Below are 17,503 nucleotides of genomic sequence, written 5' to 3' on the forward strand. Positions count from 1 at the left end.
GCCGGGGGGTGGAGGGGTACACGGGCAAGCTCGCACCCAACCTGGATCCGGGGCCCTCCTACGGTGTCATCGTCGGCTACCGGCCCAACGACTACCTGGGCGTGGAGGCGGCCTACAGCGGTGGCACCAGCAGCCTCGCCGTCTCCGAGAGTCAGTCCCTCGGAAACCCGGACATCGTGCGCAACGGCGCGCAGGCAGCGGTCACGCTGGGCCTCTCCTCGCTGCGGCTCCAGCCCTACGTGCTGGCGGGCATCGGGGTCGAGCGCTACTCGGTGCGCTCGGGAATGTTCTTCCAGTTCTTCGACGATACGGGAGGCTACGCGCCTGTAGGGGCAGGGCTGCGCTACCAGCTCAACCCCCACCTCACGGCCGAGGTGCGCGGCAGCTACAGCTTCCTCTTCGGTCAGGACTTCGCTCGCGCGCAGGACCCGGGGGCCGGGGACGGTCGCTACCAGGGCGTGCTCCAGATTGGCGGCAGCTACTGAGCGGCGCCTGGACGGAGGGCGGGCTCGCGGGGGCGGAGAGGTCTTGAGGTATCGTTGGCGCAGGTGCGGGCTCCCCCGATGCGCCCGCGTCTCCGCTCCCCATGCCCGTCACCCTGATCGATCTCCTCGAAGAGCGAAGCACGCGTCGTCCGGACCAGCGGCTCTACACGTTCCTGGAGGACGACGCGGAGGTGACGCTCACCCGCGGTGAGCTCGCCACGCACGCGCACCGCATCGCCGCCGCGCTCCAGGCGCTCGCATCCGAGGGGGAGCGGGCGGTCCTGCTCTACCCGCCGGGCGCGGACTACCTGGCGGGCTTCTTCGGGTGTGTGTGCTCGGGGCTGGTGGCGGTGCCGGCGTATCCGCCAGACCCGTCGCGGCTGGAGCGCACCCTGCCCCGCCTGCGCGCGCTCATCGCGGACTCGGGGGCCACGGTGGTGCTCACCACGTCCGTCATCCTGTCGATGGCGGAGTTCCTCTTCACGGACGCGCCGGAGCTGCGCGCGCTCAAGTGGGTGGCGACGGACGCGGTGGCGCCGGGGGGTGAGGCGGCGTGGAAGCGGCCAGACGTGAAGGCCGACACGCTGGCGTTCCTCCAGTACACGTCAGGCAGCACGGGGACTCCCCGGGGCGTGATGCTCAGCCACGGCAACCTGCTGCACAACCTGGACGCCATCCGCCGCGCGTTCCAGACGCGCGACGACAGCGTGGGCGTCATCTGGCTGCCGCCCTACCACGACATGGGGCTCATCGGCGGCGTGCTGGTGCCGCTGGCGCAGGGCTTCCACACCGCGTTGATGTCGCCGCTGTCGTTCCTGAAGCGGCCGCGTGCGTGGCTGGAGGCGCTGACCCGCTTTGGCGGCACCATCAGCGGCGGGCCGAACTTCGCGTTCGAGTTGTGCGTGCGGCGCATCCCGCCGGCCGAGCGGCAGGGCCTGGACCTGAGCCGCTGGGAGGTGGCGTTCTGCGGCGCGGAGCCCATCCGTCCGGACACGCTGGCGCGCTTCACGGAGGCGTTCGCGCCGCAGGGGTTCCGCCGCGAGGCGTTCTACCCGTGCTACGGGCTGGCGGAGGCGACGCTCATCGTCTCTGGAGGCGCGAAGGAGGCCGCGCCCGTGCTGCGCGACGTGGACGCGGCCGCGCTGGAGACGGGCCGGGTCCAAGCGCCCGAGCGGCAGTCCCGGACGCTGGTGGGCTGCGGCACGACGCTGCCGGATCAGCACCTGCTCGTCGTGGACGCGGAGTCCGGGCGGGTGCTCGCACCGGGCGAGGTGGGAGAGGTCTGGGTGAAGGGGCCCAGCGTGGCGCAGGGGTACTGGCGGCAGCCGGAGGAGTCCGCGCGTGTTTTTGGCGCGCACACCGCCGCGGGGGATGGACCGTTCCTGCGCACCGGGGACCTGGGGTTCCTGGACGCGGGGGAGCTGTACGTCACGGGGCGCGCCAAGGACCTGATCATCCTGCGCGGCCGGAACCTGTATCCGCAGGACCTGGAGAGCGTGGTGGAGGAGAGCCACCCCGCGCTGCGGCCCGGGTGCGGCGTGGCGTTCGGCGTCGAGGTGGACGGCGAGGAGCGGCTCGTCGTGGTGCAGGAGGTGGATCCGCGCAAGTGGGACGGAGACGCGGCGCCGCTGCTGGGAGCGCTCCGGCGACGGCTGGCGGAGGCCCACGAGGTGATGCCGCACGCGGTGGTGCTCATCGAGCCCGGGAGCCTGCCGAAGACGTCCAGCGGAAAGGTGCAGCGAAGGGCCACGCGCGCCGCGTTCCTCGCGGGAGGGCTGCGCGAGCTGCATGCGTGGCGCGCTCCTGAGTTGGAGGCACGCGCCGTGGATTCGGAGTCCCGTGAGCGCGCGCGGGCTCGGGGGGAGGAGTTCGACACCCGCGCTCCGGCTTCGGAGCTGGAGTCGCAGGTGCTCGCGCTGGTGGAGCAGCCCGGCATGCAAACGTCTGCCTCGGAGCTGGCGTCTCACGTGCTCGCGCGGGTGGCCGCGCGCGTGGGAGCCCGCGTGGAGGACCTGGATGTCCAGGCACCGCTGACGCGCTACGGGCTGGATTCGCTGGCGGCGGTGGAGCTGGCGCATTCCCTGGAACAGGCCCTGGGCATGCCCGTGCCCATGGAGGCGCTGCTGCGAGGCGCGAGTGTGGCGGAGCTGGTGCGCGAGGCGACGGCGGGAGCGGCTTCGCGTCCGGAGCTGAGCCGCGTGCCGCGCACGGAGTCGATGCCGCTGTCCTTCGCGCAGGAGCGCCTGTGGTTCCTGGATCGGCTGGAGCCGGGCAGCGCGTTCTACAACGTCCCCGTCGTGTCACGGCTGGACGGCACGCTCGACGTGACCGCGCTGGAGCGGAGCCTCCAGCTCCTCGTGCGGCGCCATGAGTCCCTGCGCACCGTGTTCGTGGAGACGCGCGGTGAACCCGGCCAGCGCATCCTTCCGGACCTGGTGCTGTCGCTCCCCGTCGTGGACCTCTCGTCGCTTCCCGCCGAGACGCGCGAAGCAGAGGCGCTGAAGCTCGCGCATGAAGAAGCCCGCCGGCCCTTCGACCTTGCCCGGGGCCCGCTGCTCCGGGTGACCCTGCTGCGCCTGGAGCCGTCGCGCCACCGGCTGCTGCTCACGGTGCATCACCTGGTCGCGGATGGCTGGTCCATGCGCGTGCTGGTGCGGGAGCTGTCGGAGGCCTACGCGGCGCTGTCCACCGGACGCGCGCCCCCCCTGCCCGAGCTGCCCCTCCAGTACGCCGACCACGCTTCGTGGCAGCGCGCGTGGCTGCGCGGTGAGCGCCAGGAGGCGCTGCTCGGCTGGTGGCGTGAGCACCTGGCCGGTGCGCCTCCCGTGCTCGACCTGCCGGGTGATCGCCGCCGGCCCCGGGTGCAGTCGTACCGGGGCGCCCAGCGGACCCACCGGCTGGAGAAGGCCGCGTGGGAGCGGGTGAAGGCCCTGGCCCTGCGCGAGGGCACGACGCCGTTCGTGGCGCTGCTCGCGGGCTTCCAGGTGCTGCTGCACCGCTACACCGGCCAGGAGGACCTGGTGGTGGGCGTGGACACCGCGCACCGCGCCCGGCCGGAGACGGCGGGGATCGTCGGCCTGTTCGTCAACCAGCTCCCGCTGCGCGGCGACCTCTCCGGCGCGCCGTCCTTCCGGGAGCTGTTGCACCGGAGCCACCGCGCGGCGCTCGCTGCATGGGCGCACCAGGACCTGCCCTTTGACGCGATGGTGCGCGGGCTCAACCCGGAGCGCAGCCTCGCGCACGCGCCCCTCTTCCAGGTGAAGCTGGTCCTCCAGGACGCCGCGTCCGGACCGGTGCACCTGCCCGGCCTCACCCTGAGCAGCACGCTCGGAGACACGGGCGCCACCAAGCTCGACCTCACGCTCTCCGTCACCGACTCCGGCGACGGGCTGGAGCTGCTGTGCGAGTACGCCACCGACCTCTTCGACGCGGACACCATCGCGCGGATGCTCGGGCACCTGGACTCGCTGCTGGCCGGCGCGACGGCTCACCCCGAACACGCCCTCTCCGCGCTGCCCCTGCTGACCCCGGAGGGCCGTGAGCAGGTATTGGAGTCGTGGCGCCCCACCGCACCCGCCGTCGCGCCCGACCTGGCGCACCGCCTCTTCGAGGCGCAGGCCCGGGCCACGCCGGAGGCCATCGCCGTCTCGCTGGGCGCGACGACGCTGACGTACGCGCAGCTGGATGCCCGCGCCAACCAGCTCGCGCGACACCTCATCACGGCGGGGCTCCGACCCGAACACCTGGTGGGCGTGTACCTGGAGCGCACCCCGGAGCTGGTCGTGGCCTTGCTCGGGATCCTCAAGGCGGGCGGTGCGTTCCTCCCGCTGGATCCGGCCCAGCCCCCGGCGCGGCTGGAGGCGATGCTGCGCGAGGCGCGAGTCCCCGTGCTCCTGAGCGACGAAGCCCTGGCGGACCGACTCGCCCCGCAGGGTGAGCTGCTGATGCTCCTGGACGCGGAGCGCGCTTCGCTGGACGCGCGGTCGGCCTTGCCGCTGGAGCCCGCGCCGGCCGTCACGCCCGCGCACCTCGCCTACGTCATCTTCACCTCCGGTTCCACCGGCACGCCCAAGGGCACGCTGCTGGCGCACCACGGTCTGTGCAACACGGCCCTCGCGACGCGCGACGCACTGGGGCTGCGCCCGGGAAGCCGGCAGCTGCAGCTGGCGTCCATCGGCTTCGATGCGTCCGTGAGCGAGGTCTTCTCCACGCTCCTGTCCGGCGCGACGCTGGTGCTCGCGCCCCCGGAGTCCCTGCTGCCGGGGCCGCCGTTGCAGCAGGTGCTCGCCTCCGAGCGCATCACCACCCTCACCGCCACGCCCACGTCGCTGGCGCCCATGGAGCCGTCCGCGCTGCCCCTGCTGGAAGTGGTGGCCTCCGTGGGCGAGGCGTGCACGCCGGAGCTGGCGGCGCGCTGGAAGCCGGGCCGTCGCTTCCTCAATGCCTACGGTCCCACCGAGACCACCGTCTGCGCGACGATGGACCTGGACGTCGACCCCGCACGTCCGTCCATCGGCCGCGCCATCCCGGGCGCTCGCGTGGCGGTGCTCGATGAGCGCGGTGAGCCCGTGCCCGTGGGCGTGCCCGGCGAGCTGTACGTGGGCGGCGCTGGCGTGGCGCGCGGCTACCTGGAGCGCCCCGCGCTCACCGCCGAGCGCTTCGTGCCCGACCCGTTCTCCCCCGAACCCGGCGCGCGCCTGTACCGCACGGGCGACCGCGTGCGCACGCTGTCCGACGGACGGCTGGAGTTCCTGGGCCGCCGCGATGCCCAGGTGAAGGTGCACGGCATCCGCGTCGAATTGGGCGAAGTCGAAGCGGCGCTGGCCCAGGTCCCCGGCGTGCGTCAGGCCGTGGTGCTCCCGCGCGAGGTCGCGGGAGAGACGCGGCTTGGGGCCTGGCTCGTGGCGGACGAATCCCTGGAGGTCCCCGCCGTGCGGCGCTTCCTCAAGGAGCACCTGCCCGACGCCTTCATCCCGGCCACCTTCGTGCGACTGGACGCGCTGCCCCTCACCCCGGGCGGCAAGCTCGACCGCACCGCCCTGCCCGCGCCTGAAGCCCAGCGGCCCGCGTCGGACGCGCCGTTCGCCGCGCCTGGCACCGCGCTGGAGCAGCGCATCGCCGAGGTCTGGGCGCGCGTGCTCGACGTGCCGCGCGTGGGTCTGCACGCGCACTTCTTCGAGGACCTGGGCGGAGGCTCGCTCCTGGTGGTGAAGGCCAGCACCCAACTGCGCGAGGCCCTGGGCCAGGACGTCCCCGTCACCCACCTCTTCGAGCACCCGACGGTCGCAAGGCTCGCCGCGAGGCTGGAGCGCGAAGTCCCCGCGCCCCGTCCCACGCCCCGAGCGGAAGCGCCGCGTGAAGCGGCTGGGAACGCCTCCGGCGACATCGCCATCATCGGCATGGCCGGCCGCTTCCCCGGTGCTCCGGATGTGCACGCCTTCTGGCGGAACCTGCGCGAGGGCGTGGAGTCCATCACCCGCTTCTCGAAGGACGAGCTGGAGCCGTCGCCGCTGTTCCCGGACGCGCTGCGCGACCATCCCGACTTCGTGCCGGCCGGCGGCGTGCTGGAGGAGGCGGACGGCTTCGATGCGGCCTTCTTCGGCCTGTCCCCGCGCGAAGCGCGGTGGATGGATCCGCAGCAGCGCCTGTTCCTCCAGTGCGCGTGGAACGCCCTGGAGGACGCGGGCTACGACGCGGAGCGCATCGCCGCCCCCGTCTCGCTGTACGCGGGCGCGGGCAGCTCCGGCGTGCACCTGTTGTCGTTGCTGGGCCAGACGCGCAAGGACCCGGCCTCGCTGTTCGAGGCGCTGGGGACGACCACCGGCGAGAACGTCGCCACCAAGACGGCCTACAAGCTGAAGCTCGGCGGCGAGAGCCTCAACGTCTACACCGCCTGCTCCACCGGACTCGTCACGGTGCACCTGGCCTGCCAGAGCCTGCGCACCGGGCAGTCCGACCTGGCGCTGGCGGGCGCGGTGAAGGTGTCCCTGCCCCAGCGCACGGGCTACCTCTTCCAGGAGGGGATGATCCTCTCGCCGGACGGCCACTGCCGCGCGTTCGACGCGAAGGCCCGGGGCACCGTGCTGGGCAGCGGCCTGGGCGTGGTGGTGCTCAAGCGGCTCGCGGACGCCGTGCGTGACGGGGACCGTGTGTACGCGGTCATCAAGGGCTCCGCGCTCAACAACGACGCGGCGGCGAAGGTCAGCTACACCGCGCCCAGCATCCACGGGCAGAGTGAAGTGATTGCCCGCGCGCTCGCGGCGGCGAGCGTGGACGCGGACAGCGTGGAGTACGTGGAGGCGCACGGCACCGGCACCTCGCTGGGCGACCCCATCGAGGTCGCGGCCCTCACCCGGGCGTATCGTGCGCAGACGCAGCGCACGGGCTTCTGCGCGCTGGGCTCGGTGAAGACGAACATCGGGCACCTGGACACCGCGGCGGGCATCGCCGGCCTCATCAAGGCCGCGCTCGCGCTGCACCACGCAGAGGTGCCGCCCAGCCTCCACTTCGAGCAGCCCAACCCGGAGATCGACTTCGCGCGCAGCCCCTTCTTCGTGAACACCACCCTGCGCCCCTGGGAGCGCACCGGCGGGCCGCGCCGCGCCGCCGTCAGCTCGTTCGGCATCGGTGGCACCAACGCGCACGTCGTGCTGGAGGAGGCCCCTTCGCGCGAGCCTGTTCCCGGTGCCCGCCGCTCGCGGCAGCTCGTCACGCTGTCCGCCCGCACGCCCGCCGCGCTGGAGACGGTGACGCGTGAGCTGGCCGACGCGGTGGAGGCCCGCGCGGACGTGGACCTCGCGGACGTGGCCTTCACGCGCAACGCGGGCCGCAAGGCCTTCGAGGCGCGTCGCACCGTGGTGGCGGAGGACATCACCGGACTCGTGGAGGCGCTGCGCAAGCCGGGCCCGACCTCCACCGTGCGCGACCTGGATGCCCCGCCCGCGCACCGGGTGGCCTTCCTCTTCCCGGGTCAGGGAGCCCAGGCCGTGGGCATGGCCCGCGAGCTGTTCGACGCCGAGCCCCGCTTCCAGCAGGAGCTGGAGGCGTGCCTCGCGCTGCTGCCGTCCGTGGGGATGACGCGGGACCTGCGCCCCGTGCTGTTCCCCGCGTCCGGAGCGGAGGCCTCCGCGGAGGCGGCCCTCGCCGAGCCCCGCTTCGCGCTGCCCGCGCTGCTGTCCGTGGAGCTGGCGCTGGCGCGGTGGTGGATGGGGCTGGGGTTCAAGCCCACCGCGCTGCTGGGTCACAGCTTCGGTGAGTACGCGGCGGCGTGCATCGCCGGGGTGCTGTCGCGGGAGGACGCGCTGCGCCTCGCCGTGGTGCGCGGCGAGCTGATGTCGCGGCTGCCGCCGGGTGGAATGCTCGCGGTGGGGCTCTCCGCGGAGGACGTGGGCCCGCTGCTGCCCGACACGCTGGAGGTGGCCGCCCTCAACGGCGCGGACCGCTGCACGGTGTCCGGACCGCTGGAGCCGCTGGCCGCGCTGGAGCGCACGCTCGTGGGGCGGCGCGTGGGCGTGGTGCGCCTCGCCGCCTCGTATGCGTTCCATTCGCGCGCCGTGGAGCCGCTGGTGCCCGAGCTGGAGCAGGCCGTCGCGGGCATCCCGCTGAAGGCCCCTGCCCTGCCCTACGTGTCCAGCCTCACCGGCACGTGGATCCGTCCGGAAGAGGCCACCTCGCCGCGCTACTGGGCGCGGCAGATGCGCGAGCCGGTGCGCTTCGCCGCCGGCCTGGACACCCTGCTGCAATCGGGGCACGGCCTGCTCATCGAAGCCGGCCCGGATCAGGGCCTCACCGCGCTGGCCCGACTGCGGCTGCGCACGACGCCGGACACCGTGGCCGTGGCCTCGCTGCGCCGCGCGGGCACGTCCACCTCCGACCTCCAGACGCTGCTGGAGTCCGTGGGCACGCTGTGGCGCCTGGGCGCGAGCGTGGACTGGGAAGTCCTGCACGCCCACGGTCCCCGCCGTCGCATCTCGCTGCCCGGCTACCCGTTCGAGACCACGCGCATCACGTTGGACGTCCAGCCCGCGCTGCCGCTGCCGGAGGTCACGCACGTGGCCACGCCGTCCACGCCGGTGGAGCGCGTGGCGCCGAGCGCCACCGCGCCCGTGCCTTCCGGCCTGAGCGACATCGAGCAGCGGCTGACGGAGCTGTGGCGCGAACGGCTGGGCATCGCGGACATCGGGCCGGATGACAACTTCCTCGACCTGGGCGGCAACTCGCTCATGGCCGCGCAGCTCCTCACGCGGCTGCGCGAGACGTTCCGCACCCAGGTGCCCCTGAGCGACCTGTTCGAGGCCCCGACCATCGCGGGTCTCGCCGAGCGCATCGAGGCCCGGCTCCAGGAGGAGGGCCTCTTCGGTGGAGGCGAGGCCCCGGAGGCGGCGATCCAGCCCTGGCCCCGCACGGGCGTGCTGCCGCTGTCGTACGTGCAGGAGCGCGTCTGGGAGATGGAGGCGAAAGAGCCGGGCAGCTCGCTGTTCAACGAGCCGCTCGCGGTCCGCATCTCCGGCGCGCTGCGCCCGGACCTGCTGGAGCGAGGCGTCAACGAGGTCATCCGCCGCCACGAATCGCTGCGCACCGTCTTCGTCCAGGAGGACGGCCAGGGCGTGCCGCGCCTCCTGCCCGAGGTGCGCGTGTCGCTGCCCGTGGTGGACCTGCGCGCCTTCACCGGGGACCGCGACGCGGAGGCCCTGAGGCTCGCGCGCCTCGAGCCCGCGGAGCCGTTCGCGCTCGACCGTGGCCCGCTCGTGCGCGTGCGCCTGCTGCGGCTCACGGACACCGAGCACGTGCTGCTCGTGACCATCCACCACATCGTCGCGGACACGCTGTCCCTGGTGAACCTCATCCGCGAGGCGATGGCCCTCTACACCGGCTTCGTGCACGGCGTGTCCGTGCCCCTGCCGGAGCTGTCCATCCAGTACCTCGACTTCGCGCTCTGGCAGCGGCAGGCGCTCGCCGACGGCACGCTCGCGGCCCAGCAGGCTTACTGGCGGCAGCAGCTCGCCGCGCGTCCGGGTGCGCTGTCCCTGCCCCTGGACAGGCCTCGCGTCCCCGGTGCCCGTCGGCGCGGGGCGCGGCACTCGTTCGCCTTCGCGTCCGAGCTGGGCGTCGCGCTGAATGCTTTCAGTCAGCGGGAAGGGCTCACCGCGTACATGACGCTGCTCGCCGGCTTCACGGCGCTCCTGGCCCGGTGCTCGGGACAGGAGGACATCGTCGTGGGCACGTCCATCGGCAACCGGACGCGGCCGGAGCTGGAGGCGCAGATCGGCTACGTGGCGCACGCGCTGGCCCTGCGCACGAACGTGGAGGGCGACCCGGACTTCCGCACGCTCGCGCTGCGCGTGCGCGACACGACGCTCGCCGCGTTCGCGAATCCGGACGTGCCCTACGAGCAGCTCCTGGGCGAGCTGGAGCCCGGGGAGGAGGCCCGGCTGGGCCGCCTGTTCGACGCCATCTTCCTCCTGCACGCGCAGGGGGTGTCGGCGCCCATCGTGGAGTTCCCCGGCCTGCGGCTGGGCTACTACGACGTCACCGACCTGCCCGCGCAGTACGGCACGTCGCTCGCGGATCTCACGCTGCTGATGCGGGAGGATGACCGGGGCTTCTCTGGGACGCTGGAGTACGCGGTCGACCTGTTCGACGCGGCCACCGTCGCACGGCTGCTGTCCCAACTGGAGGCGCTGCTCTCCGACGCCGTCGCCTCGCCCCAGAAGCCGCTGTCGCGGCTGTCGTTGGACGTGGCGCCGGTGCGCGCACACAGCCCCGAGCCCCGGGTCGCTGAAGCCGCGTCGCTGCCCGCCCTGCTGATGGCTCGCGCGGAGCAGACGCCGGAGGCGGTGGCCCTGCGTCAGGACGATGAGGCCCTGACGTGGCGGACGCTGCGGGAGAAGGCGCAAGCGCTCGCGGTGCACCTGCGCGCGCGCGGCGTGGGGCCCGGCGTTCCCGTCGCCGTGTGCCTGGAGCCTTCCGCCGAGCGCGCCATCGCGCTCTGGGGCGTGCTGGCGACCGGGGGCGCGTATGCATTGGTGTCGCATGAAGGGCTCGGTGAGCTGTCGTCGCTGGGGCGCGATGGCACCCCGCCGCTGCTCATCACCACCGAGGCGCTTCCCCTTCCGTCCGGGGTGTCGTCGCCCGCGCTCCGGCTGGATGGCACGGGTTCCTTCATGGAGGCGGGCGCGGCCTCCGGCTCGCTCCCGGTTCCGAGCGTGGACGTGGACGGCCTCGCGTGCCTTGCACGGGAAGGCACCGACGCCTCCCGGCCCCGCGTGATGTTGAGCCACCGCAACCTCGTCCACCGCCTCGCCGCGCTGGATGCGCGGATGGAGGCTCGGGCCGGGGAGCTGTGGTTGAGCACCGCGGACGCGGCCTCCGACCCGGCGGACCTGGAGACGCTCTGGGCCCTGGCCCGGGGACTCCTGGTGGTGCTGCCGACGCGCGCCTCGCTTCGAGAGAAACCGCGCCGGGGAGGCACCGCCGCGAAGCGGTCCCTGGACTTCAGCCTCTTCTACTTCGCGACGGACGCGGAGGGCTCGGGGCGGAAGAAGTACCAACTGCTTATCGACGGCGCGAAGTTCGCGGACGCCCACGGCTTCAGCGCCATCTGGACGCCCGAGCGCCACTTCCACGACTTCGGCGGCCCCTACCCCAGCCCCACCGCCACCAGCGCCGCGCTGGCCATGGTCACCGAGCGGGTGTCCATCCGCGCGGGCAGCGTCGTGCTCCCGCTGCATGATCCGCTGCGCGTCGCGGAGGAGTGGTCCGTCATCGACAACCTCTCCAACGGCCGCGCAGGCGTGTCCTTCGCCACGGGGTGGAACGCGAACGACTTCGTCTTCGCACCGGGGAACTTCCACCAGCGTCCAGAAGCCGTTCGGCGCGGCGTGGAGGAGGTGCGCACGCTGTGGCGCGGCGGCACGGTGCGCCGCACCAACGGCGCGGGCGTGGAGGTGGACGTCGCCATCCGCCCGAGGCCCGTGCAGGCGGAGCTGCCCCTGTGGATCACCGCCGCCTTCAACCCGGAGACCTTCCGGCTCGCGGGCGAGCTGGGCGCGGGCCTGCTCACCAACGTGCTGGGCCTGGGCCAGGACTTCGTGGAGCTGGAGCGCAAGGTCGCCATCTACCGCGAGGCCCGGCGCAAGGCGGGCCACCCCGGCCGTGGCCACGTCGTGCTCATGCTCCATACCTTCGTCTCCTCCAGCCGCGAGGACGTGAAGCGACAGGCGCGTGAGCCGCTGCTGCGCTACTTCCGCAGCTCCGTGGAGCTGGTCAACGGGCTCGTCGCCAGCCAGGGCCCGGGCTTCGACGTGCGCTCGCTCACGCCCCAGGACCTGGACGTCCTGCTGGAGCAGGGCGTGTCGCGCTACCTGGAGTCGGGCGGCCTGTTCGGCACGCCGGATTCGCTCGCGGCCCGCGTGGAGCAACTGCGCCAGGCCGACGTGGACGAGGTGGCGTGCCTCATCGACTTCGGCATCGCCCCGGACATCACCCTGGAGGGCCTGCGGCACCTGGACGTGCTGCGGCGACAGAGCCAGGAGCACACCGCGCCCCGCACGGACTCCACGCCCGTCGAGGTCGACAGCGCCGGGATGCTCGCGCGGCTGCTGCGCACGAGCCCGCCGGTCCACCTGCGTGGGTCCTTCGCGCTCGCGCGGACACTCGCGGAGCTTCCGGATGCGGTGAGCGTGCTGGGTCCGGTGCGCACGCTGGTGCTGGACGACGCGGAGGGCCTGTCGCCCGACCTCGCCCGAGCGCTCCAGCGCGCCACCTCCGCAAGGGTCGTGTCGCCCGTGTCGCTGCTGCCCGGCGCAGGCGAGGTTTCAGGAGCCCGCTTCGTGCTGGATGCCTCCGGCCGCCGTGCGCCGGTGGGCGTGGTGGGTGAGTTGTTCCTGGGTGGGGATGCCGTACCGCTCGGCTTCTGGAAGGCGCCGGAGCTGACCCACGCGCGTCTGCCGGCTTCGCCGGAAGGAACGGGCGCACGGCTGTACGGCACCGGCACGCAGGCCCGCTATCGCGCGGACGGTGAAGTGGAGCTGATCACGCCCACGCGGCGTGCGCCGCATCGGCCCTCGGCACCGCTTCCGGGCGCGACGGCTCGACCGGGAATCGCATCGGAGGCCAACACAACGACTTCCGCGACACAGCCCGGTGTCCCTGTGCGCATTGCGACGCTGCCAGGAGGCGCTGCCCACGGCACCACACTGCCGGGTGCCTCCGCCGCCACCTCGGCACACGCGGGCGCCGCTGCCCACGTCACCACACTGCCGGGTTCCTCCGCCTCGACGCTGCCCGGTGTTTCTGCGCGCACGTCGACGCTGGCGGGCGCCGCTACCCGCGTCGCAGCACTGCCCGGTGCCTCGACGCTCCCGGGAGCATCCACGCCGCCGGGCGCCACTGCCCGTCCCGCAGCAGCTTCCTCCGGCACCCAGGCCATCCAGCGCGTGCCGCGCACGGGGCTCCTGCCGTTGTCGTTCGCGCAGCAGCGGCTGTGGTTCCTGGACCAGTACGAACCCGGCAGCGCGCTCTACAACATCCCGTCCGCGATGCGCCTGGTGGGCACGCTGGACGTGTCCGCGCTCGGCCGCGCCTTCGCGGAGGTGATGCACCGCCACGAAGCCCTGCACACCGCCTTCGAGGTCCGCGACGGCGAACCCATCCAGGTCATCGCCCCCACCGCGGCCTCCACGCTCGAAGTCGAGGACCTGCGCGACTGGCCCGGCGCGGAGGGCGAAGCCGAAGCCCTCCTCCGCGCCCGTGAAGAAGCCCGCGCCCCGTTCGACCTGTCGCGCGGACCGCTCCTGCGCACGCGCCTCCTTCGCCTCGCCGAGTGCGAACACCTGCTGCTCGTCACGATGCACCACATCGTCTCCGACGGCTGGTCCATCGGCGTGCTCATCCGCGAAGCCGTCACCCTCTATGAAGCCTTCACCTCCGGCCGGCCCTCGCCGCTGCCGGAGCTGCCCATCCAGTACGCCGACTACGCCGTGTGGCAGCGCGACTGGCTCCAGGGCGCGCTGCTGGACAAGCAGCTCGCGTACTGGCGCAAGCAACTGGACGGCGCGCCGCCCGCGCTGGAGCTGCTCACCGACCATCCGCGCACCGCGGACACCAGCAACCCCGGCGCCACGCACCGGGTGGTGTTCCCGCACGCCCTGATGCAGGGCCTGCGCGCGCTGTGCCGCAGTGAGAAGGGCACCCTCTTCATGGGCCTGCTCGCGGGCCTCCAGGCGCTGCTGTCCCGCTACACGGGCCAGGACGACATCTGCGTGGGCGCGCCCATCGCCGGCCGCAACCAGCCGCAGACCGAAGGCCTCATCGGCTTCTTCGTCAACACAATGGTGCTGCGCACGCAGCTCGACGGCGACCCCACCTTCCTGGAGCTGCTGCGCCGGGTGAAGGCCGTCACGCTGGGCGCCTACGCGCACCAGGACGTGCCCTTCGAGAAGCTGGTGGAAGCACTCCAGCCGCCCCGACAGGCGGGCCACACGCCCTTCTTCCAGGTGACGCTGGTGCTGCTCAACACACCGTCGGCGGAGCTGACCGGCCCGGGCCTCACCTTCCGCCCGGTGGACGTGGACAGCGGCACGTCCAAGTTCGACTTCACCCTCGTCTTCACCGAGACGCCGCGCGGGCTCCACGCCGCCTTCGAGTACCGCAGCGACCTCTTCGAGGCCTCCACCGCCACGCGGATGATGGAGCACCTGCGCGTGCTCCTGGAGGACGCGGTCGCGCACCCCGACCGCCGCCTGTCCGAGCTCGACCTGCTCACCGACGCCGAGCGCCAGCGCGTCCTCGTGGACTGGAGCACCACCCCGTTCGAGGGCCCGCCCGAACCGCTGGTGCACGAGTCCTTCGAGGCCCAGGCCCGTCGCACGCCCGACGCGGTCGCGGCCCTCTTCGAGGGGGAGACCCTCACGTACGCGGAGCTGGACCGGCGCTCGAACCAGCTCGCGCGGCACCTGCTGAACAGCGGCGTGCGCCCCGGAGACCGGCTCGCGCTCTGCCTGGAGCGCTCGCTGGAGATGGTGGTGAGCGTGCTGGGCGTCCTCAAGTCCGGCGCGGCCTTCGTCCCCATGGATCCGGCCTACCCCGCCGAACGCCTGGCGTTCATGCTGGAGGACGCGGGAGCGAACGTCGTGCTCACGCAGGCCCGGCTCGTCGCGCTGCTCCCGCCGACGGACGCGCGCGTGGTGTGCGTGGACACGGAAGCGGCGACCTTCGCGGCCCTGCCGCCCCACGCACCGCCGCGCGCGGTGTGGCCGGATTCGCTCTGCTACATCATCTACACGTCCGGCAGCACGGGCCGTCCCAAGGGCATCGCGGTGGCGCACCGCACGTTGTCCTGGGTCGTCGCGTGGACGCGCCAGCGCTCGCCCAAGGCGGACGCCATCACGTTGCAGTTCGCGTCGCTGAACTTCGACATCTCGTATCAGGAGATGTTCACGTCCTGGTCCGTGGGCTCCTCCGTCGTGGTGCCCACGTCCGAGGTGCGCCAGGACATGCCCGCGCTCCTCCACTTCATGGCCCGCCATGGCGTGGAGCGGCTGTTCCTCCCGTTCATCGCGCTCCAGACGATGGCGGACGCGGTGGCCCACGGCTCGCCCGTGCCGGAGCGGCTGGTGGAGGTGGTGACGGCCGGTGAGCAGCTTCAGGTGACGCCCGCGCTCGTGGCCCTCTTCGAGCGGCTGCCCGCGAGCATCCTGGAGAACCAGTACGGCCCGTCCGAGGCACACGTCGTCAGCGCCTACCGCCTGCGCGGCGCCCCGCACACCTGGGAGCGCCTGCCCCCGGTGGGCATGCCCGTGCCCAACACGCGGCTGTTCATCGTGGACCCGAAGGGTCGCCCCTGCCCCGTCGGGGTGCCCGGCGAGGTGCTCGTCGGTGGCGGCCAGGTGGCGCTCGGCTACCACGCGCGGCCGGAGCTCACGGCGGAGAAGTTCGTCCCCGACGCGCTGTCCGGCGAGCCCGGTGCCCGCGTGTACCGCACCGGAGACCGCGCCCGCTGGCGCGCGGACGGCGCCATCGAGTTCTTCGGACGGCTCGACGGCCAGGTGAAGGTGCGCGGCTTCCGCATCGAGCTGGGAGAGGTGGAAGCGGCCCTGCGCGACATCCCGGGCGTGCGCGCCGCGGCGGCGCTCGTGCGCGAGGACGTCCCGGGCGACAAGCGGCTCGTGGGCTACGTGGTGCTCCAGCCGGACACCGCGTGGGAGCCGGAGGCCCTGCGTCAGGCCCTGGGCCGACGCCTGCCGGAGTACATGCTGCCCACGGCGCTGATGCGGCTGGACGCGCTGCCGGTGATGCCCACGGGCAAGCTGGTGCGGCGCCTGCTGCCCGCGCCGGACGTGGACAGCCTGCGAGGAGCCGCGCCCCTCATCACCCCGCGCACGAAGTTGGAGGAGACGCTGGCGGAGGTGTTCGCGCAGGTGCTGGGGCTGCCGCATGTCGGCGTCACCGACAGCTTCTTCGACCTGGGCGGCCACTCGCTGCTGGCCACGCAGGTGACGTCGCGCCTGCGCACCGGCCTGGGCGTGGAGGTGCGGCTGCGCGAGGTGTTCGACGCTCCCACGGTGGAGGCGCTCGCCCGCCGCATCGAGGGCCGCGTGCCCGAAGCGGACCGCGCGCCCCGGCCTCCCGCCATCACCGCGCGGCCCGGCGTCACGTCCGCGGAGCTGTCCTTCGCGCAGCAGCGGCTGTGGTTCCTGGATCAGTACCAACCGGGAAGCGCGCTCTACAACATGCCCGCGGCGCTGAGCCTGGAGGGCGCGCTGGACGTCGCCGCGCTCACCGACGCCTTCACGGAGCTGGTGCGCCGGCATCAGGTGCTGCGCACCACGTTCCAGGTGCTCGACGGCGCCGCCGTGCAGGTCTTCGCGCCCCCCGCGCCCTGGCCGCTGCCCGTTGAATCGCTGGAGCACTTGCCGCTCGCCGAACGCGAGGACGAGGCGGGACACCGGGCGCGCGAGGAAGCGCGTCAGCCCTTCGACCTGTCCCGGGGGCCGCTGCTGCGCACGCGCCTGCTGCGGCTGTCGGAGCGCGAGCACCTGCTGCTCGTAACGATGCACCACATCATCTCGGACGGCTGGTCCATCGCCGTGCTCATCCACGAGATGGTCGCGCTGTACGAGGCGCGGCTCGCGGGCCGGCCCTCGCCGCTGCCGGAGCTGCCCATCCAGTACGCGGACTACTCGGCGTGGCAGCGCGAGTGGCTGCGCGGCGACGTGCTGGAGGCCCAGGTCGACTACTGGCGCAAGCAGCTCGAGGACGCTCCGCCCGCGCTGGACTTCCCCACGGACCACCCGCGCACGGCGGACACCCAGAGCCCCGGCACCTGGCTGGAGGTGGAGCTGCCGCGTGAGCTGGTGCAGTCGCTGCGCACGCTCTGCCAGCGCGAAGGCGCCACGTTGTTCATGGGCCTGCTCGCGGGCCTGCAGGCGCTGCTCGCGCGCTACTCGGGCCAGGATGACATCTGCGTGGGAGCGCCCGTCGCGGGCCGCACCCAGGCGGAGATGGAGGAGCTGGTCGGCTTCTTCGTCAACACGCTGGTGATGCGCACGCGGCTGGAGGGCGACCCCACCTTCCGCGAGCTGCTCGGCCGGGTGAAGGACGTCACGCTGGGCGCGTTCGCGCACCAGGACGTGCCCTTCGAGAAGCTGGTGGAGGCCCTCCAGCCTCCGCGCATGCCGGAGCGCACGCCCTTCTTCCAGGTGGCGCTGGTGATGCTCAACACGCCCTCGGCGGAGCTCACCGTGCCGGGCCTCCAGATGAAGCTCCTGGAGCTGGACAGCGGCACCGCGAAGTTCGACTTCACCTTCACGCTGAGCGAGACGCCGCAAGGCCTTCGCGGAGCACTGGAGTACCGCACCGACCTGTACGAAGCGGCCACCGCGGAGCGGCTCGTGGCGCACCTGCACGCGCTCCTGAAGGACGCGGTCGCGCACCCCGAGCAGCGCCTGTCCACGCTGTCGCTCCTGTCGCGGGCGGAGCGGCACCAGGTCTTGGTGGACTGGAACACCCGCCCTGCC

The 17,503-nt window shown here is 73.1% G+C and carries 2 protein-coding genes; both read left to right on the forward strand.

The annotated features are described in order from the left end of the window. The coding region (locus D7V93_RS16845; RefSeq protein WP_147451201.1) for an outer membrane beta-barrel protein at positions 1-485 on the forward strand (485 nt) is incomplete at its 5' end. A 101-nt stretch (positions 486-586) separates the two neighbouring features. Continuing rightward, on the forward strand, positions 587-17,503 hold a 16,917-nt coding region (locus tag D7V93_RS16850; RefSeq protein WP_120644392.1), incomplete at its 3' end, for a non-ribosomal peptide synthetase/type I polyketide synthase.

Origin of the sequence: Corallococcus llansteffanensis, from assembly GCF_003612055.1 — a bacterium.
GTDB classification, from domain to species: domain Bacteria; phylum Myxococcota; class Myxococcia; order Myxococcales; family Myxococcaceae; genus Corallococcus; species Corallococcus llansteffanensis.